Source organism: Kitasatospora sp. MAA4 (genome assembly GCF_029893355.1).
GTDB lineage: Bacteria > Actinomycetota > Actinomycetes > Streptomycetales > Streptomycetaceae > Kitasatospora.
In genome coordinates this window covers 291,170-310,227 of the sequence record NZ_JARZAI010000003.1, presented here as the reverse complement: position 1 = coordinate 310,227, position 19,058 = coordinate 291,170, and the positions used below count along the sequence as shown (strand labels likewise).

The window sequence follows — 19,058 nt, the reverse complement described above, 5'->3', positions numbered from 1 at the left end:
ACCATGACACTCTCCGCCCCCACCTCCCTCCTCCCCGCAATGGACCGGGACGAGCTGGGCCGGCTCTACCGCAAGCGGCTGAGCAAGGGCCGGGCCACCCTCGGCGAACTGTTCGGCGGCCACATCGAGACCGGTTCCGAGGGCGCCTGGCTGACCACCTCGGACGGCCGGCGCTTCCTCAACTGCGGCGGCTACGGCGTCTTCCTGATGGGCGCGCGCCACCCCACCGTCCTGCGGTACGTCACCGACCAGCTGCACCGCCACCCGGTGGCCAGCCGGATCTTCCTGGAACCGCAGATGGCACTGGCCGCCGACGACCTGGTGAGGGTCGCCCCGCCCGGCCTGGAGCGGGTGCACTTCGCCGGCTCGGGCGCCGAGGCGGTGGAGACCGCCATCAAGCTCGCCCGCACGCTGGGCAAGGACCAGCTGATCGCCACCCACGGCGGCTACCACGGCAAGACCATGGGCGCGTTGAGCCTGACCGGCAAGGACGTCTTCCAGGACCCGTTCCGGCCGCTGCTGCCCCAGGTCGCGCACGTGCCGTACGGGGACGCCGACGCCCTGGAGGCCCAGCTCAAGGCGGTGCCCGGCCGCGCGTGCGTGGTCGTGGAACCCGTCCAGGGCGAGGCGGGCGTGGTGATCCCGCCGGCCGGCTACCTGCGCGCCGTCGAGCAGCTGTGCCGCACCCACGACGCCTTCTTCGTCCTCGACGAGGTCCAGACGGGCCTGGGCCGGCTGGGCAGCTGGTGGGGCGCGGACGCCGAACAGGTCCGCCCCGACGCCCTGTTGGTGGGCAAGGGGCTCAGCGGCGGGGTGGTGCCGGTCTCCGCCGTGGTGGCCACCGCGAGCGCCTTCGCGGCCTTCGACAAGGACCCCTTCCTGCACACCTCCACCTTCTCCGGTGCCCCGCTCGCGATGGCCGCCGCCCGCGGCGCCCTGGCCGCCATCCAGGAGGACGACCTGGTGGCGCGCTCGCAGGCACTGGGCGCCGAACTGCTCACCGAGCTCGGCCGGATCGCCCGCCACCACTACGGGTCCGTGGTGCGCGAGGTGCGCGGCCGCGGCCTGCTGCTGGGCATCGAGTTCGCCGACGCCGGACCGGCCGGCGACCTGCTGATCGAGCTGATCACCCACGGGGTCGTCGCCAACCACTCGCTCAACTCGCACCTGGTGCTGCGGTTCACCCCGCCCGCGATCCTCGACCGCGCGGAGGTCGACTACCTGTACGAGGCCTTCGACCGCTCCTGCCGCGCCCAGGCGGCCCGCTACAACCCGACCACCCAAGGAGGCTCCGCCGATGCGTAACGTCCATGTGTCCCTCGGCCTGCCCGGCACCGACGCGGCTTCGGCCTTCCGCCGTGTCAAGGACTTCGCCCGCTACCCCGAACTGGTCCCCGTCGTCCGCGCGGTGACCGTCCGCGAGACCGGCGAGAGCGAGGAGACCAGCGACTGGGAGGTCTACTTCCGCAACGGCATCCTGCGCTGGACCGAGCGGGACCTCTTCTCCCCCGACACCGGCGTCATCGCCTTCGCCCAACTGGACGGCGACTTCGAGACGTTCAGCGGCACCTGGCGCGTGGAGGCCGACGGGCCGACGGCCAGCCGGGTCGACTTCGACGCCGACTTCGACTTCGGCATCCCGAGCCTCGCCGGCATCCTGGACCCGGTCGCCGAGCGCGTCTTCAAGGAGACCATCGCCCGGGTCGTGACGGGCCTGTTCGGCGAGGCCGTGGTCCTCGGCGACGAAGCGCTGACCCGGGCCCTGGCCCTGGCTCCCGCGCCGGTCGCAGTGAGCGCGGTGGCCTGATGGATGCCAAGAACCTGTTCATGACCCGCAACACCTACTGGCTGGTCCGCGCCGAGTACGGCCTCGGACTCCTGGTCGCCGTCGGCCTGTTCTTCCGCCACCTCGGCCAGATCCAGTGGCCCGCGGCGATCGGCCTCTTCCTCTACATCGACCTCATCGGCTACATCCCCGGCGCGATCGCCTACCACCGCAGCAAGACCAAGCAGCTCTCCAAGGCCTACTACGTGCTCTACAACCTGATGCACAGCATGGTCACCCAGGGGCTGGTGGCGCTGGCCTGGACCTGGCTGTGGGGCGCGCAGTGGACCCTGCTCGTGCTGGTGATCCACCTCTTCGGCGACCGGGCGCTGTTCGGCAACTTCATCAAGCCCTTCGGGCTGCACTTCGAGCCGCAGGCGGACCCCGCCTACCGGCGCTTCTCCAGCGAGTTCGCCGCGGCCAGCCACCAGGGGCATCCCGTCGGGCCGCTCTCGACGACGAGCAGCTCGTGAACGCCACCAGTCCGCCGCAGCTCCGCCTGGTCGGCCAAGTCGCCGGTGCCTCACCGCGGTTGACCATCCGCCGATTCCTGACCTCGGTGGCCGTGCTGACCAGCGGCGACGGCGAGGTGGTCCAGGGCATCACGGTCAGCACGCTCGCGCTGGCCTCGGTGTCCCCGCCGATGATCTCGGTCGCCCTGCGCCGCGGCAGCCGCGCGCTGGACGTGCTGCTGGACACCCCGGCGTTCGTCGCCAACAGCCTGACCGCCCAACAGGAGCCGCTGGCCCGGCACTTCGCCCGCCCCGACCGGGGCTACGGGCTGGGCCAACTGCCGTCCGCCGCCTGGGCGGGCGTCAGCGCGCAGGGCGTCCCGATGCTGGCCGGCGCGGCTGCCTGGCTGGAGTGCCGGGTGGACCACGTGGTCCCGGTCGGCGACCACCAGCTGCTGCTGGCCCGGGTGGTCGGCGCGGCCCGCGGCACCGGCTCGCCGCTGGCCAACTTCGACGGGCTGCTGCACGCCCAACTCCCCATGCCTTCACCCCAGGAGAGGAACCAGTGACCATGCCCGACAGCATTCCGGCCGAGGCCGACTGGGAGCGCGCGCCGTCCCTCGTCGACGGCGCGATGACCCTGGAGCTCAGCCCGGCCACCTGCAACCTGCAGTACTGGCTCGCCGCCGTGCCGCAGGGCACCCTGCGCGGCCAGATCCTCGGCCACCCGCAGGACGCCCGCCCGCTGGACGCGGTCCGCGCGCCCGGTCCGCTCAACCAGGCGCTCACCCAGGAGTTGGCGTTCCGCTCGATCGCCGAGGAGAAGGCCACCCGCGCCATCGCGCACATGGTCGCCCTCGCGCCGGACACCGACACCCTGGAGTTCTACTCCACCCAGCTGCTCGACGAGGCCCGGCACGCCATGGTCTTCCGCAGCCACCTGCTGCAACTCGGCGTCAAGCAAGGCGACTTGGCCGAGGCTGTCGAACGGCTGGCGGGCCAGGACCGGGACCGCGTGCTGGTGCCGCTGGAGGACTTCGGGCTGCACGTCCTGCGGGACAACCACGACTTCATCGGCGGCGTCCTGGTGCTGACCATCCTGGTCGAGGGCGTCCTGGCCCCGGCGGCGGAACTCAGCGAACGCAAGTGGCGGATCTTCGACCCGGCCGCCGCCGACATCGAACGCGGCGCCGGCATCGACGAGATCCGCCACCTGAGCGTGGGCAGCTCCATCGTCCGCTCGCACCTGCTGGCCCACCCCGAGGACAAGCCGCGGGCGCTGGAGCTGATCCAGCAGGGCTACGCACTGTGGGAGAAGCTGCCGTCCACCGAGCTGGTGCGCCGCCGCGAGGACCTCTTCCAGCAGGGCATCGAGGAGCACGGGCACCTGCTCGGCGACTACGAGGCCTGGCCCGGCCGCCGCCTGGTCGACACCACCGCCGAGGAGCGGGTGGCCACCGGCCACGCGTGGGCCGAGCGGATGCAGCGGGCCCGGCTGCGGTACATGGGTCTTGAGGAGGCGACGTGACCGCCCCCGCACAGGCGTCGGCCGGCCCGACCGGCAGCGGCGCCAGCTTCGAGGAGCTCACCCGGCTGATGCGCGGCGCCGGCCTGACCGATCCGCAGCCGCTCTACTACGGCGCCCGGATCGCTTTCAACGCCGTTCTGCTGGGCGCCGGTTGGGTGTGCTTCGCGCTGCTGGGCGACAGCTGGTGGCAGGTGGCGACCGCCGTCCTGCTGGCCGTCGCCTTCGGGCAGACCGCGCTGGTCGCCCACGACGCCGGCCACCGGCAGATCGTGCGGACCCGGCGCGGCAGCGAGGTGCTCGGCTTCCTGCACGGCAACCTGCTGATCGGGGTCAGCTTCGGCTGGTGGGTCGGGCACCACACCAAGCACCACAACTTCCCCAACCACCTCTCGCTGGACCCGGACATCCTGCGCCGCCAGGTCATCTTCGACGCCGGCGACCGGGTCAAGCGCACCAGCCGGGCCGCCCGGTTCATCGTGCGCCACCAGGCCTGGATGTTCTATCTGCTGATCATGCTGGAGGGCGTGCGGCTGCACCTGTCCGGGTTCATCGCGGCCCGGCGCGGCGCGCTCAAGCGCTACCCGCGCGCCGACGTCGCCGTGGTGGTGCTGCACCTGGTCGGCTACCTCGCCGCCGTGCTGCTGGTCCTGCCGGTGGGCAAGGCAATCGTCTTCGTCGTGGTCCACCAGGCGCTGTTCGGCTTCTACATGGGCCTGCTCTTCGCGCCCAACCACAAGGGCCTGCCGGTGCGCGACGGCGAGGAGGAGAGCCTGGACTGGCTCACCCGCCAGGTCGTCACCTCGCGCAACATGGTGCCCAACCGGGTCACCGACTTCTTCTACGGCGGCCTGAACTACCAGATCGAACACCACCTGTTCCCCTCGATGCCCCGCCGCAACCTGCGCCGGGCGCAGCCGCTGGTCAAGAAGTACCTGGTGCAGCACGGCCTGCCGTATGTCGAGGTACGACTGGCCCGCTCCTACCTGGAGGTCGCCGACTACCTCGGCGAGGTCAGCGAGCAGGTCCAGGTCCTGGAGATGCAGGAAGCCGGGAGGTCCCGGTGAACCGGGCGGCCGTCGTGTCCGGGCTGGGCACCTGGCTGCCGCCCGGCGTCGTCACCAACGACGACCTGGCCCGCGAGCTGGACACCGACGACGCCTGGATCCGCAGCCGCACCGGCATCGGCCGACGGCACATCGCCGACCCCGGCACCGCCACCTCCGACCTCGCCGTGGAGGCCGGGCGGCGAGCACTCAAGTCCGCGTCCGTGGAGAGCGTGGACGCCGTCATCCTGGCCACCACCACCCCCGACCAGCTGTGCCCGGCCACCGCACCGCAGGTGGCCGACCGGCTGGGTCTCGGCCCGGTGGCGGCCTTCGACCTGTCCGCGGTGTGCACCGGCTTCCTGTACGCGCTCGGCACCGCGGCGGGGCTGATCGCCGCCCGCACCGCCGAGCGCGTCCTGGTCATCGGCGCGGACACCTACTCCCGCATCCTGGACCCGGCCGACCGCTCCACCCGGGCGATCTTCGGCGACGGCGCGGGCGCCGTGGTGCTGCGGGCCGGAGGGGCCGAGGAGCCGGGCGCGCTCGGTCCACTCGACCTGGCCAGCGACGGCGGCGGCGCCGAGCTGATCGGCATCGCGTCCGGCGGCTCCCGCTCCCCCTTCCGCGCCGACACCCTCGACCGCGCCGACCCGTACTTCCGGATGGAGGGCCCGACCGTCTTCCGGCAGGCCGTGGAGCGGATGGCGCACTCCACGCGCACCGTCGTGCAGCGCAGCGGGTGGCAACTCCCGGACGTCGACGTCCTGGTGGCCCACCAGGCCAACCTGCGCATCCTGCACGCGGTCGCCGACCAGCTGCACCTGGAGCGCGACCGGTGCGCGGTCCACCTGGACCGCGTCGGCAACACCGCGGCCGCCTCCATCCCGCTCGCACTGGCCGACGCGGCCTCCTCCGGCCTGCTGCGGCCCGGTCACCGGGTGGTGCTGACCGCCTTCGGCGGCGGCCTCACCTGGGGCGCCTGCGCACTGCGCTGGCCCGACGTCACCGCACTCTGAACCGCTACCCGCCCTTCGAAAGGACCCCTGATGACCGTCTACGACCGCCTCGCCGACCTGCTGGCCCGCAGCTTCGGTCTGCAGCGCGACGAGATCGAGCCGGACTACACCTTCGCCGAACTGGAGTTGGACTCGCTGGCCCTGGTCGAGCTGACGCTGGCCGCCCAGGACGAGTTCTCCGTCGCGCTGAGCGAGGACGACCTCGGCGCGGAGAGCACCATCGCCCAGGCGGCCAAGGTGATCGAGGCCAAGGTGGTCGAGGCCACGGCGGCCGCGTGATGACCTCCGCTCGCACCCCCTCCGTCCGCACCCCCTCCGTCCGCACCCGCTTCGACGCGGCGATCACCGGCATCGGACTGGTGACCGCCGCCGGCGGGAGCACCGCCGCCACCTGGGAACGCCTGCTGGCCGCGGAGGGCACGCTCTGCGGCCCGGTGCCCGACCTGGCCCCGATCCCCGCCGACCTCGGCTGCGCCGTCACCGGCTTCGACCCGGTGGCGGCGGTGGGCCGGCGCAAGGCCTGGCGGCTGGACCGCAGCAGCCAACTCGCCCTGGCCGCCGCCGCCGAGGCGCTGGCCGACGCCGGCCTGGACCCCGCCGGCTGGCAGGGCGCCCGGGTCGGCGTGGTGCTCGGCAGCGGCATCGGCGGGGCCGGCACCTGGGAGCGCCAGCACCGGGTCCTGCTCGACCAGGGTCCGGAGAAGGTCTCCTCCCTCCTCATCCCGATGCTGGCCATCAACATGTCCGCCGGATACATCGCCATGGAGTACGGCGCGCAGGGTCCCAACTTCGTGACCTCCACCGCCTGCGCGTCCGGCACCACCGCCGTGGGAGCGGCCCGCGAACTGCTGCGCAGCGGGGCCTGCGACGTGGTGATCACCGGCGGCACCGAGGCCTGCCTGGTGCCGTCCATCATCAGCGGCTTCAGCCAGATGGGCGCGCTCTCCCGGCGCCGGGACGAACCGGCCCGCTCCTCGCGGCCGTTCGACGTCGACCGGGACGGCTTCGTGCCGGCCGAGGGCGCCGCCGTGCTCGTCCTGGAGCGCGCCGACGACGCCCGCGCCCGCGGCGCCCGCGTCCACGCCCACGTCAGCGGGTACGGCGCGTCGGCGGACGCCCACAACGCCACCGCACCCGACCCGGACGGCCGGGGCGCCGAACTCGCGGTCCGAGCAGCCCTGTTGGACGCCGGGATCGCACCGGACGCCGTCGACCACGTCAACGCCCACGGCACCTCCACCCCGCTCAACGACGTGGCCGAGGCGCGGCTGATCCGCCGCGTGCTGGGCGCGCGCCCGGCCGTCACCTCGGTCAAGGGCGTGCTGGGCCACGCCCTGGGCGCGGCCGGCGCGATCGAGGCGGCGGTGACGGCGCTGAGCCTGGAGCACCAGGTGATCCCGCCCACCGCGAACCTCGACAGCCCCGACCCGCAGATCGACGTCGACCTGGTCCGCAAGGCACCGCGGACCGGACGGGTGGACGTGGCGCTCAGCAACTCCTTCGGGTTCGGCGGGCAGAACGCCGCCCTGGTGCTCACCCGCGCCTGAACGTCCGCAACAACGTCCGCAACCCGCCGCAGCCTGATCGGGCTGCGGCGGGTCGCGGACGTTTCCGATCAGTTCTGCCGAGCACCCGCGGCGATGATCCGGTGCACCTCGTCGCGCCGGACCTCCAGCTCGCGCCGTTCCCGGTCGAGCAGTTCGGCCTGCGCCTCGTCGTCCGCCATGAGCTTCAGCAGATCGCTGGTGGCCAGGTCGAGCACGCCCATGTCGTCGTACGCCTTGCGGACCCGCGGCCCCCACAGGCCGATGTCCCGCACGCACGGCACGATCCGCGCGAAGAGCAGCGAGCGGAAGGCCCGCATCCGCGGTCCGCGGTTCATGTACTCCAGAGACTCCTTCATGTCGAAGCCGAGGGTCTCCCAGACCTCCTGCATGCGGAACTTGTCGCGCATCAGGTAGCAGCCCTCGATCACGAACTCCTCGCGCTCGGCGATCTCGCTGCTGGTGAGCTGGGTGTAGTAGTCGCGCAGCGCCAGCCGCCCGAAGGCCACGTGGCGCGCCTCGTCCTGCATGATGTAGGTGAGGATCTGCTTGGGCAGCGGCTTGTCCGTGCGGTCGCGCAGGATGCCGAAGGCGGCCAGCGCCAGCCCTTCGATCAGGACCTGCATGCCCAGGTACGGCATGTCCCAGCGCGAGTCGCTCAACGCGTCCTGCAGCAGCGCCTTCAGGTGCGGGTTGATCGGGTAGCGAAGCCCGATCTTCTCGTCCACGAAGCGGGCGAACAGCTCGGCGTGCCGGGCCTCGTCCATCACCTGGGTGGCCGCGTAGAGCTTGGAGTCCATGTCGGGCACCGACTCCACGATCCGCGCCGAGCAGATCATCGCCCCCTGCTCACCGTGCAGGAACTGGCTGAACTCCCAGGCTGCCATGTGCTGGCGCATCTCCTTGCGGGCACGGTCGTCGAGCCGGTCGTACTGGCGCGAGCCGTACAGCGCGAGGGTGTTCTCCGGGGTTCCCAGCACGTCGTACGGATCGACCTCCAGCGACCAGTCGATGCGCCTGGCGCTGTCCCACTGCTTCTCCTTGCCCTTCTGGTACAGGGTCAGCAGCTGGTCGCGGCCCTGGTCGTACTCCCAGGTGAAGTGGTTGTCCCCCTGCATCGGGAAGGTCCAGCTCGGTTCCGTGCCGAGTCGCACGGCGGACTTGCTCATCGGTACTCCTCAGGAACGTCGGGGAAACGTCGGGAACTGTCAGGCCCGCCCTAGCCGGGGGCGAGCACGTTCAGCGCCGCCGGGACGACGTCCAGGCGGTAGCGCGTGGCGGATCCGGTCATCACCTCCCCGTCGCGTTCGAAGGTCAGCGGTTCGCCGTCGGTGCGCTCCAACAGGACGCTGCGGCCCCTGCGGTAGACCACCTCGGGACGTTCGGTGTGGCGGCCCTCGCGGGTCAGACCGGGCAGCTCGCGGGGGTCGAGCCGGCCGGTGACCACGCAGACGTCGAGCAGCCCGTCGTCCAGCACGGAGTGCGGCAGCACCATGAAGCTGCCGCCGCGAAAACGCCCGCCGCCCACGTTCGCCAGCACCACGGTGCCCTCGTGGACGAGCTCCCCGTCGATGCTGACGCGGCCCGGGTACGGCGCGAAGTCCCGCAGCGTCAGCGCCACGGCCTGCTGGTAGCGATCACGCCCGACCACCTCGCCGAGCCCCGACGCCACGGCCAGCGCCTCGGCCACCAGCCCCGAACAGGCGCCCAGCAGGGCGAGCTCGCCGGTCTCGGCGACCCGCGCCAGGTCGACCCCGCGCAGCACCGGACGGCCGGCCCCGAACGCCTCGTCCAGTGCCTCGGCCCACGGACGGTCCGCCCAGATCTCCCGGTAGAACGAGTTCCCGGTGCCCGCGGGCACGACCATCAGCGCCGTCCCACCGACCCCGGCCAGCCCTGCGGCCACCTCACTGGCCGTCCCGTCACCGCCCACGGCCACCACCGCGTCCACCCCGGCGTCCGCCGCCTCCCTGGCCAGCTCCGAAGCGTGCCCCGGCCACCCCGTCCGCACGACCCGAACCTCAACCCCCGCCCGCTCCAACCGATCCACCACCGCACCCGACGGCACCTCAGCAGCCGTCCCACCCCGCGGATTGGCGATCACCGTCACCCTGCGCGCCCAACGCCCCATGCCTGCCCCTCACGTCGTCATGTCCACACCCTCCGACGATCGCAAGCCGCCCTGACATCCCACTGAGACCCCCATCTCCGCCCCACCCGCCCCCACCGCCCCACCGCGCGCCTGCCGTATTCGTGTGCGCTCACGCCTCTCCGTCTGGGAGTCTGTAGGTAGCAGTGCGCCACCTGGGAGTTGAGGGAGTGACCTTGGGGTACGGGGTGCAATTCACGCGTAGCGAGGCGCCGTCGGACGAGTTCCGCGACAGCGTCGGCGAGATCCTCGGCAGGAGTCGCCTGTTCGCGCTGGCCACGGTCGGGGCGGCGGGGGCGCACGCCAACACTGCGTTCTTCGCCATGGACGACGAGCTGTCGTTGTACTTCGTCAGTGAGCGCACCACGCTGCACAGTCGCAACATCGACACCGATCCGCGCGCAGCGGCGACGGTGTTCTGTGAAGCACCGCTGTACGGCGAGCAGTTGCAGGGGCTTCAGCTGTTCGGGCGGGTGGAGGAGTGCGATGGCGCGGTCCTTGCCCACGCGCTGGAGGTGTACCAGGGACGCTTTGCAGAGTTCGCCCAGGACCCGGAGCTTCACGAGCGCTTCCGTACCGGCACAGCACCGTCGGCCCTGTACCGCTTTCGGGTGGAGTCGCTAACGCTCCTGGACGAGCCCCGCTTCGGGCGGCGCAACTACATCAGTGCGACGGTCGCCCGGTAATCAGAGCGCGGTCGGCTGCTCGGGTTCGTCGATCTCGGGAACGTCGACGTTCGCGAAGACAGCGAGGCTGTCGGCCGGGTCGACGGCGTCCGCAAGGCGCCGCAGTTCGGCGAGCACGCGCGCGTCGTCGGCGGCGAGTTGCCCGTTCTGATGCTGCTGTACCCAGTCCACGGGAAGTGCGGGCTGTCCGGTCTCGGCCATCGGCGTACCCCTGGTGATCGTGGCGGCGGCGGTGCGTGATCCAGGCTATCCACGGAATGCTCGGGAGGGGACCCTGATGAGATCCACGGGAAAGATGGTCCGGCTGTCCCGGCTGCTGCCGGGCGGACGCACAGTGATGGTGCCCTTCGACGACGCGCTGATCAACGGCCCGTACGACGGACTGAGTGACACGGTGGCCAAGGTGCGCGAGGTTGAACTCGGAGGCGCAGACGCGGCGCTGGGCTTCCGTCAGCTGCACACCACGTACACGGGGCGCGGAGTGCTGTTGCCGTTCGTGGCGAACCTGACCGCGAGCACGGTGCTCGGCGCCCATACGCGCAAGATCGTCGTCGGCTCGGTGGAGCGAGCACTTCGACAGGGCTGTGACGGGGTGGCGGCGCACGTCAACGTGTCCTCCGTGCACGAGCCGGAGATGCTGGCAGCGCTCGGGCGGATCGCGGAGTCCTGCGAGGAGCATGAGCTGCCGCTGCTGGCCATCATGTACCCGCGCCGGGAGGGCGAGGGCGGCGACGACAACTACCTGGACTGGAAGGAGCGGGACCGCGCGGCATACGCCGACCTGGTGCGGCACGCGGTACGGATCGCGGTGGAGCTGGGCGCGGACGTGGTCAAGACGCAGTACACCGGTGATCCGGAAAGCTTCGCCACAGTCGTCGCGGCGTCCCTGGGGACGCCGATCATCATCGCGGGCGGCCCGCGCACCCCGCTCCAGCAGGCGCTGGAGAACGCGCACGGCGCCGTCTCGGCCGGGGCCGCGGGGGTGTGCTTCGGGCGGCAGACGTACAACCGCCATGACGTCCCCGGCTTCTTGCGGCTACTGCGGGCCGTGGTCCGCGACGGGCGTCATCCCGCCGAGCTGCTTGCCCCGGCCGAGGCCACGGCGTGAGGACCATGCCGGCCGCCCTCGTGGGCTGGGGGCCTGCCGCCGGGACAGCCCTGGTGGCGGCATTGTGGGGCACCAGCGGAGTGCTGGTGCGCGAGGTCCAGCTGCCTGCGGCAGCGATCGCCTGTGGGCGGGCGTTGACCGGGGCGCTGGCGCTCGGCGCCTGGCAGTTGACGCCCAGCGCGCGGCAGGAGCGGCTCGCACAGGCGGTTCCGCGCGGGGCGGCCGGGTCGCTTGTCCTGTCGGGGGCGCTGCTGGCGGTGCACTGGCTGACCTTCGTCATGGCGTTGCAGCGCTTTCCGATCGGGACCGTGCTGCTGGGCATCTACCTGGCCCCTCTGCTGGTGGCCGCCGCCGCCCGCCCGGCGCTGGGTGAGCGGGTGCCCGGGCGGCAGTGGGGCGCCTTGGCGCTCGCCGTCGCCGGATGCTCGCTGATCCTCCACCCGCACGCGGGCGTCGGCTGGTCGGGCATCGGGTTGATCGCGTTCTCCGCCCTGGCCTATGCAGGATCCATTCTGGCCAGCAAGCATGCACTCGCCAGTGTCCCGCCGGCCCAGGTGACGCTCGTTCAGCTGGGCCTGGTCGCCTTGCTGCTCGCTCCCGTCTCGATCTGGCGCACAAACGTGCTCAGTGCGCGCGACCTTGGTGTGATCGTGGCCCTGGGCGTGCTCTACAGCGCCGCCGCCCAGTTGGCCTATCTCACCTTTCTGCGCCGGCTGTCGGTGACCACTTCCAGCATTCTGCTGTTCATGGAACCGGTTTCAGCGCTGGTCAGCGGCTGGGCGCTGCTGGGTGAGCGGCCGGGTGGCGCGACCTGGGCGGGGGCGGCACTGGTGCTGGCCGCCGGTGCAGCCGCCGCGCAGGCAGGCAAGATGCCTGAGATACCGGTGAGTTGAGTGATCAAACGGCTACAGTGTGCGTTACGCACTCTCGCGTCGATTCCGACCCGCAAAGGACAGGGCATGGCACTGGACGGTCAGGTCGCGGTCATCACGGGTTCCTCGCGGGGGATCGGCCGGGCCGTCGCCCTGGCCTTCGCCGAACGCGGCGCACAGGTCGTGGTCAACTCCCACAGCGACACCGCCGGAGGCGAGGAGCTGGCTGCGTCGATCTGCGCCCGTGGTGGCCAGGCCCTCTACGTTCAGGGCGACGTGGCCGATCCCGCCGACGTCGAGCGCCTGTTCACCAGCGCTGAGGCCGCCTACGGTCGCGTCGACGTCCTGGTGAACAACGCCGGGCTGACCGAGGGCATGCCGCTCCTGGAGTCCACCCAGGAGCACTGGCTGCGGATCCTGAACATCAACCTGATGTCCACCGTCCTGTGCTCCATCCGCGCCGCCAAGACCATGACCGCCCAGGGCAGCGGCACCATCATCAACACCTCCTCCATCCGCGGCTTCGACGCCAACGGCCGCGAGGGCGTCATGGCCTACTCGGCAGCCAAGGCCGCCGTGAACAACTTCACGCGCACCCTCGCCAAGGAGCTCGCACCCACCGTGCGGGTCAACGCGGTCGCCCCCGGCTTCGTCGCCACCTCCTACATGGACCGGGTCACCGACGAGCTCAAACAGGCGTGGCTGGAGAACATCCCGCTCAAGGACTTCATCGCCCCCGACGACATCGCAGGCGCCTACGTCTACCTCGCTGAGGCCCCCTACGTCACCGGGACCCTGTTGACCGCCGATGCCGGTTTCACCCTCGGCCACGGCTGAACTGTCCGGGAACTTACGCGGCATCGGGGGCATGGCATGTCTGGCGAGCGCATCTTCATCTCCTACCAGCGCGACTCCGCCGAGGTCGCGGGGCGGCTGCGCGACGCCCTGACCGCGGCCGGGTTCGAGACCTGGCTGGACACCGAGCAGATCCGGCACACCGCCCGCTGGCCGCTGGCCATCGACCACGCCCTGCGAGACGCGGACCGCCTGGTCGTACTGCTCACCGAGGCGGCGATGGCCTCCGCCGAAGTCTTCAACGAGTGGTTCTACTTCTACCAGCACCGCAAGCCGCTCCACCTGATTCGCCTGGACGACTGCGACCCGCACTACCAGCTCCTGCCCTTCCAGCGCCTGGAATGGAACGCCACCCCGCCCCGGCCCTGGGACGAGCGGATCGCCCAGCTCGTGCGGGAACTTCGCGCCCCCTTCACCTGGCCGGACCGCGACTCGGCCGTGATCCACCTGGTCACCAGTCCCTTCGCCCCCAGCCGCTCCCTGCCCGGCGCCCTGGCCGCGCTCGAACACGCCGTCCGCGACCCCGATCGCGCCGTCGTCCTCAGCGAGGAGCAGCTCCACGAGATCCGCGCGCACAAGCCGCGCCAGCTGCGCGAGTACCTGCTCGCCTGCTACGCGCGCTGGTGTGCACCCCAGTACCAGCTCGACCGCCGCTTCGTACGCCTGACCCTTGTCGTCGACGAAGGCACCGACACCGCCGACCGCTGGACCGCCTACCCCTCGACTCGCTCCAGCGACGACCTGCGCGAAGTCCTGCGTGCCTCCGGCGCGTTCGCACACGTGCTGCTCGGTGCGCCCGGCTCGGGCAAGAGCACCCTGCTGCGCCGACTGGAGATGGACGTCGCCCGCAGCGGCATCGAGAACCCGGCCAACCCGGTCATCCCGTTCAGCGTGTCGCTGGCCGAATACGGGCTCAGCGCCACCGAGCCGCCACCCGACCCGCTGCAGTGGCTCTCCCGCCGCTGGAGCACCCGCCATCCCGCCCTGCCCGGCCTGCCCAAGCTTCTCACCGAGGGCCGCGTCCTGCTGCTCCTGGACGGCCTGAACGAACTCGCCCACAGCGACCCGTCCGACCTTCGTGGGCGCGTGGACGCCTGGCGGGCCTTCCTGTACGAGCACGTTCGCGACATCCCCGGCAATCAGGCCCTGTTCACCTGCCGCACGCTGGACTACGGCGCGATGCTGAGTAGCAAGGACGTCGGCGTCCCGCACATCCGCCTGGAGCCGATGACCCGCGACCAGGTCTTCGAGTACCTGCGGCTGCGCCTGCCCGAGCAGGCCGACCTGGTCCAGCAGGCACTCAGCCGCGACCCGCGCGCCTTGTCCCTCTACCGCAACCCCTACATGCTCCGCCTGCTGATCAACAGGGTCCAGGCGGTCGGCACCGTCCCGATCGGCCGTACCGAAGCCTTCGCCGGCATGGTCCGCGAACTCCTGCGCCGTGAGATCCTCTCCGGCAACCAGCACCTTCACGACCCCGAGCTGCTCACCGAACGCGAACGCCGCCTCCTACGCGACGGGGTCACCGACCCGACCTGGCTGCCCGACCGCGGCCACTTCATCCCCGCGCTGACGCGCCTGGCCTACCAGATGCAGCAAGCCAAGCGCGGCGAGGAGAAGGGCGCGGTGGTCGTCGACTACGACACCGCCGTCCAACTCCTCAACGGCTTGGCCCGCCTGGCCGACTCCTCCCTGCGCGCTGGCACGGACACCGGCATCCTGGACGACGACGAAGAAGCAATCCGCTTCTTCCACCAGCTGCTGCAGGAGTTCTTCGCCGCCCGCCAGCTGGCCGCCGTCCCCGACCCGCAGCGCATCACGGTCGAACTCCGCGCCTCGGCGGTCCAGCCCTCCCTGGAACAGGTCCTGGCCGACCTTGCCCCGGGCGAGCCCCTACCTCCCCTGGCCACCACCGGCTGGGAGGAGACCGCAGTCATGGCCGCCGCCCTCACCCCGGACCCGGACGGCTACGTACTCCAACTGCTCGCCGCCAACCCGGCGCTGGCCGGACGCTGCCTGGCCGCCCCCGACGTCCGTCTCACCACCTCCACTCGCCGCCAGGTCACCCAGGGCCTGACGGACCACCTCGCGGATCCCGGCGTCGACCTGCGCGCCCGCCTTCAGCTCGGCCGCGTCCTCGCCACCGTGGACGACCCCCGCTACACCCGCCTCACCAGCGCCCACGGCCAGGCACTGCTCCCCCAGTTCGCCACCATCCCGGCCGGGCGCTACCGCATCGGCGCGAACACCAGCCCGTACCCGCTGGAGCAACCCATCCACGAAGTCAAACTGGCCCGCTTCGAGCTCGCCCGATGGCCCGTCACCAACGCCGAGTACTCGTACTTCATCGACGCCGGCGGCTACCAGGACGACCGCTGGTGGCACAGCACCCACGCTCGCAACTGGCGCGCCGGCCACGGCACACTCGACCTCATCTCCCGCGAGTGGGCCAAGAAGCGCGACAGCCTGCGCCGCCGTCCCCACCTGCCCGTCCGGATGCTGCGCGACGGGACCACGACCCTGCACCACGCGGTCAGCATGGTCAAACTCGCCGCAATGAGCGACCAGGAGATCCGCGATGCCCTCGGCCTGATCTACGGCACCGGCGCGCCCGGGGCGCCCGCGTACTGGCACGACAGCCGCCTCGCCGACCCCAGCCACCCCGTCGTCGGTGTCTCGGTCTACGAAGCGGAGGCGTACTGTGCGTGGCTCACCGCCGTCACTGGCAGCAGGATCCGCCTGGCCAGCGAGAACGAGTGGGAGGCCGCCGCAGCCCCCGACGGACGAGTCTTCAGCTACGGCGACACCTTCGACACGTACGCGGCCAACACCTTCGAGCTCCACCTACGCACCACCAGCCCGGTGGGCGTCTTCCCCACCGGTGTCTCCGCGCACGGCTGCCACGATCTGACCGGCAACGTCTTCGAGTGGACCGCCAGCCCCGCCACCCCCTACCCACACGACCCGGCCGCGCGCGGCTCCGACGCCCCCGAAGCCGTGCGAATCTGCCGTGGCGGCTCCTGGCGCCACCACCAGATCCGGGCCCGCGCCGCCTACCGCGGCCGCGGCCAGTGCTTCGTCCGAAACGACGACCTGAGCTTCCGCCTCGCCCGCGGCTGACCTCAAGGTCCCTCCTCTCCCGGAAGGGCCCATCAACATCGAGGACGGGCTGCTGCTCGCGGTGAACGCCTCCGGGGCTCGGTCTCCGCTGACCAAGCCCCGGACACGCTCACTAACGGTCGGCTGCTCCATTGCCGTAGGTACGTCCTCCTGCAATGACGAGGCGTGTGGCGTGCAGGGCACTCAGGTCGCGGAGCGGGTCACCGTCGACGACGAGCAGGTCGGCGCGGTAGCCGGCGGCGACCCGTCCCGTGTCGGTGTCGATTCCGAGTGCGCGGGCAGCGTCGACGGTGGCCATGTCGATGACGCGGTCTCGGGAGAGGCCCAGGTGTTCGTAGAGCTCGAGAGCGCCCACGAAGCCGTCGAACACGGAGCCCGGCACCCCGGCATCCGTTCCGGCCACCAGACGGACCCCTTGCTCGGCCATCCACCGTATCTGGCCGAACAGTTGCTCGGCCCGCTCTGTCCCGAAGTACTCGGCGAAGCGCCGCCAGTTGTGGCTGGCCGCCGGGCACACGTGGATCTCCTTGGCGACGATGTCGGCGACCACGTCGGCGCGCATCTCGAAGCCCCCGTCGACCATCCAGGTGCAGTGCTCGATGGTGTCCACTCCGGCGGCGACCGCCGCGGCGATACCGTCCGCGCCATGGGCGTGGGCCGCGACGGGCAGACCGGCCCGGCGGGCCTCCGCCACCACCGCGTGCAGCTCCTCGGTGCTGAACTGGGACTGCCAGGTTGCCGCCCCGCCCTTGGTCAGGCTGCCTCCCGTGGCCATCACCTTGATCACGTCGGCGCCGCTCTCGGCGTTGCGCCGCACCCGGTCCCGGATAGCCTCCTCGCCGGACACCTCGCCACCGAGGAACCAGCAGTGTCCACCAGGCGGGGTGAGGGGAGCCGTCGCCGCCAGGATCCGCGGACCAGGCAGAACTCCCTCCGCGATCGCGTCACGCAGACGCACCGCGAGGCCACCCCGGTCACCCAGGTCCCGCACCGTGGTCACACCCGCGGCCAGAGCCTGCTGCGCCCGGCCGGCCATGCCGAGTAGCAGACTCGTGTCGTCTGCCTCCTGCAACGAAGTAATCGGGTCCGGCCCGGCGTCGAAGGCGAGATGGACGTGGCAGTTGATCAGGCCCGGGAGGACGGTGCCATCGGGGAAGGACGCCCTCCGCACGCCGTCGGGGGCAACTTGCTCGACCTCGTCGCGTGTCCCGACCGCAGCGATGGAGCCTCCGCTGACAAGTACGGCCCCATCGTCCACGCATTCTCCGCCAGGGCCCGTGAGTACCCGTCCGGCCGAGATCAACAGCTCCATCATCCGTCTCCTTGATCCAATCGTGTTTGTCTGCCACGAACCGAGTGCCGCTCACGAGCCGACGATCCGGCTCTGGCCTGTGGATGCGATGTACCGGGGGCCAGTCCACCAAGGCGGGGCACCGAACTCGTCACCGCAGCTCGAAGGTCCCGCATCGAAGTGACACGACGCGACCCCTTCTTGATCAAGAACCAATGACGAACCTGCTGGTCACAGACCTATGCCCAACCCTCAGAAGATCTGCACCGCTCTTGGTTTCAGCCGCTGACCGCTACAGGGTGCGCCTTACGACGACGCTGTTGGCCGACTTGTCGTGGAGGCATTGCCGGTAGGGCGCATCCCAGCAGCACCACAGCACGTTGAGTAGCGACAGGAACGGGACGACGCTCATCGCGAGTCCGGCCGCCCAGCGTCCGAAGGCCCGGCCACCGGAAAGGTTCTGTCCGTCATCGAGGCGGGCGACGCGCAGCCCGAGCAGACGCTTGCCAAGGGTGGCACCGTACTTCCAGGTCAGCACCGGCTCGGAGAGCAAGACCGCGACCATGCCGATCACACAGAGCACTGCGATGACGATCTGGTAGACGGTGTTCTGCGGTCCCACGTACTGAAGCAGCCCGGAGACCCCCATCACGACAATCAGAGCCACCAGGACGATGACCGCATCCACGAGACGAGCGCCAAGACGGGCACCACGGCTTGCCAGCGCTTGCTCGGGCGGCCCGCTCATCGGCGGCGGGCTGTACTGGAGGGACGGCTGCGCCGGGGCATAGGCGTACGGACTTGGTGGTGGAGGGTATTGGCTCACACGCGTGATCCAATCGGATGCATCGCAGGTGAGGCAAACCAGCGGGGTGCAGATCGTCTGAGGGTTGGGCATAGGTCTGTGACCAGCAGGTTTGTCATTGGTTCTTGATCGAGGAGGGGTCGCGTCGTGTCATTTTCGATGCGGGACCTTCGAGCTGCGGTGACGAGTCGCGCCGACCAGCACGGACGCCACCTGCGTGAGGCGCCCCACGGTGCGGTTGAGTGCGTGACTATGCAGGTCACCCCGGTCTTGCTTGCACCCTCAGAAGATCTGCACCCGGCCGTGTTCGGCTATGTCGGTCGTCACGAAGGGGTCTGCGGGTCGTTCAGGCGCAGGGCCCGGCGGACGACGGCCGCGGTGCAGGGCCACGCGGTGCCGGGCTGGTCGATGACCCTGTGACCACCTACCAGGCCCTGATCCATGCAGCCGCCGACACCGTCTGCACCGGCCCGGAGGTGGACATGGACCGGATCAGTTTCACCGCCCTGCAGACCACTGCCACCGACACGGTCGTCACCTCGACCGGGATCCTGCCCCCGGCAGGACCAGCCAAGCTCATCGGCACCCATCGGCCGGGCCGTCCTCGACACCCTGCACCCGGCCCGGTGCCGACACCGCGTCAGGGCCCGCACCCGCAAGAACCCCGCCAGCAAGTACGGACCGAACGCCGGACAACACCCCGCGACCAGCCAGAACTACACCGTCCACAGCGCCGTTACGTTCTTCGAACACGGACTCGC

Annotated in this window: 19 protein-coding genes; 14 read left to right on the top strand and 5 right to left on the bottom strand. The window is 71.0% G+C overall.

Annotated features, from left to right (window positions below; all coding sequences use genetic code 11):
• The first annotated feature begins 3 nt into the window (after positions 1-3).
• Genes P3T37_RS06040 through P3T37_RS06000 form a run of 9 tightly spaced genes read left to right on the top strand, consistent with a single transcriptional unit; the run spans position 4 to position 7,414 of the window.
• Positions 4-1,305, top strand: a complete 1,302-nt coding sequence (locus P3T37_RS06040; protein WP_280722360.1) for an aminotransferase class III-fold pyridoxal phosphate-dependent enzyme — start codon at positions 4-6, stop codon at positions 1,303-1,305.
• Positions 1,298-1,807 (top strand): SRPBCC family protein, encoded by a 510-nt coding sequence (locus P3T37_RS06035; RefSeq protein ID WP_280722359.1) that lies wholly within the window; start codon positions 1,298-1,300, stop codon positions 1,805-1,807. Before P3T37_RS06040 ends, P3T37_RS06035 begins: the two co-directional genes overlap by 8 nt.
• The gene (locus tag P3T37_RS06030; protein WP_280722358.1) at positions 1,807-2,298 is read left to right on the top strand and encodes a hypothetical protein; all 492 of its coding nucleotides are present in this window, start codon (positions 1,807-1,809) and stop codon (positions 2,296-2,298) included. Before P3T37_RS06035 ends, P3T37_RS06030 begins: the two co-directional genes overlap by 1 nt.
• Complete coding sequence (locus tag P3T37_RS06025; protein WP_280722357.1) at positions 2,295-2,846, top strand: flavin reductase family protein; 552 nt, start codon at positions 2,295-2,297, stop codon at positions 2,844-2,846. The genes P3T37_RS06030 and P3T37_RS06025 overlap by 4 nt, the downstream gene beginning before the upstream one ends.
• 2 nt (positions 2,847-2,848) lie before the next feature.
• Positions 2,849-3,805 carry a VlmB-like protein gene (locus P3T37_RS06020; protein WP_280722356.1) on the top strand — a complete coding sequence of 319 codons (957 nt, stop codon included), beginning with the start codon at positions 2,849-2,851 and terminating at the stop codon, positions 3,803-3,805.
• A complete protein-coding gene (locus P3T37_RS06015) occupies positions 3,802-4,869 on the top strand; it encodes an acyl-CoA desaturase (RefSeq protein ID WP_280722355.1) in 1,068 nt (355 codons plus the stop codon). The genes P3T37_RS06020 and P3T37_RS06015 overlap by 4 nt, the downstream gene beginning before the upstream one ends.
• Positions 4,866-5,867 carry a beta-ketoacyl-ACP synthase III gene (locus P3T37_RS06010; RefSeq protein ID WP_280722354.1) on the top strand — a complete coding sequence of 334 codons (1,002 nt, stop codon included), beginning with the start codon at positions 4,866-4,868 and terminating at the stop codon, positions 5,865-5,867. Before P3T37_RS06015 ends, P3T37_RS06010 begins: the two co-directional genes overlap by 4 nt.
• Positions 5,868-5,897: 30 nt before the next feature.
• Positions 5,898-6,146, top strand: coding sequence for a phosphopantetheine-binding protein (locus P3T37_RS06005; RefSeq protein WP_280722353.1), 249 nt, complete (start codon positions 5,898-5,900; stop codon positions 6,144-6,146).
• Complete coding sequence (locus tag P3T37_RS06000; protein WP_280722352.1) at positions 6,146-7,414, top strand: beta-ketoacyl-[acyl-carrier-protein] synthase family protein; 1,269 nt, start codon at positions 6,146-6,148, stop codon at positions 7,412-7,414. Before P3T37_RS06005 ends, P3T37_RS06000 begins: the two co-directional genes overlap by 1 nt.
• Positions 7,415-7,482: 68 nt before the next feature.
• Here the strand turns inward: P3T37_RS06000 and P3T37_RS05995 are convergent, their stop codons facing one another.
• On the bottom strand, positions 7,483-8,529 hold the full coding sequence (locus P3T37_RS05995) for a ferritin-like domain-containing protein (RefSeq protein ID WP_280722483.1): 1,047 nt from the start codon (positions 8,527-8,529) through the stop codon (positions 7,483-7,485).
• 101 nt (positions 8,530-8,630) lie between these two features.
• Positions 8,631-9,542, bottom strand: coding sequence for a diacylglycerol kinase family protein (locus P3T37_RS05990; RefSeq protein ID WP_280722351.1), 912 nt, complete (start codon positions 9,540-9,542; stop codon positions 8,631-8,633).
• 188 nt (positions 9,543-9,730) lie between these two features.
• On the opposite strand from P3T37_RS05990, the gene P3T37_RS05985 reads away from it, so the two are divergent.
• A complete protein-coding gene (locus P3T37_RS05985; protein ID WP_280722350.1) occupies positions 9,731-10,246 on the top strand; it encodes a pyridoxamine 5'-phosphate oxidase family protein in 516 nt (171 codons plus the stop codon).
• On the opposite strand, the gene P3T37_RS05980 is transcribed toward P3T37_RS05985, so the two are convergent.
• A complete protein-coding gene (locus P3T37_RS05980; protein ID WP_280722349.1) occupies positions 10,247-10,447 on the bottom strand; it encodes a hypothetical protein in 201 nt (66 codons plus the stop codon). It abuts the gene before it with no gap.
• A gap of 76 nt (positions 10,448-10,523) precedes the next feature.
• On the opposite strand from P3T37_RS05980, the gene P3T37_RS05975 reads away from it, so the two are divergent.
• From P3T37_RS05975 to P3T37_RS05960, 4 genes are all read left to right on the top strand, one after another.
• Positions 10,524-11,354: a hypothetical protein gene (locus P3T37_RS05975; protein ID WP_280722348.1), complete on the top strand. Its 831-nt coding sequence runs from the start codon at positions 10,524-10,526 to the stop codon at positions 11,352-11,354.
• 5 nt (positions 11,355-11,359) lie between these two features.
• Positions 11,360-12,247 carry a DMT family transporter gene (locus P3T37_RS05970; RefSeq protein WP_280722347.1) on the top strand — a complete coding sequence of 296 codons (888 nt, stop codon included), beginning with the start codon at positions 11,360-11,362 and terminating at the stop codon, positions 12,245-12,247.
• 66 nt (positions 12,248-12,313) lie between these two features.
• The gene (locus P3T37_RS05965; RefSeq protein WP_280722346.1) at positions 12,314-13,063 is read left to right on the top strand and encodes a glucose 1-dehydrogenase; all 750 of its coding nucleotides are present in this window, start codon (positions 12,314-12,316) and stop codon (positions 13,061-13,063) included.
• A gap of 36 nt (positions 13,064-13,099) precedes the next feature.
• A complete protein-coding gene (locus tag P3T37_RS05960; protein WP_280722345.1) occupies positions 13,100-16,201 on the top strand; it encodes an SUMF1/EgtB/PvdO family nonheme iron enzyme in 3,102 nt (1,033 codons plus the stop codon).
• A gap of 112 nt (positions 16,202-16,313) precedes the next feature.
• Here P3T37_RS05960 and P3T37_RS05955 read toward each other — a convergent pair whose 3' ends face one another.
• A complete protein-coding gene (locus P3T37_RS05955) occupies positions 16,314-17,459 on the bottom strand; it encodes an amidohydrolase family protein (RefSeq protein ID WP_348533217.1) in 1,146 nt (381 codons plus the stop codon).
• Positions 17,460-17,784: 325 nt separating this feature from the next.
• Entirely contained in the window at positions 17,785-18,240 is a 456-nt protein-coding gene (locus P3T37_RS05950; protein WP_280722343.1) for an RDD family protein, read from the bottom strand.
• Positions 18,241-19,058 lie beyond the last annotated feature (818 nt).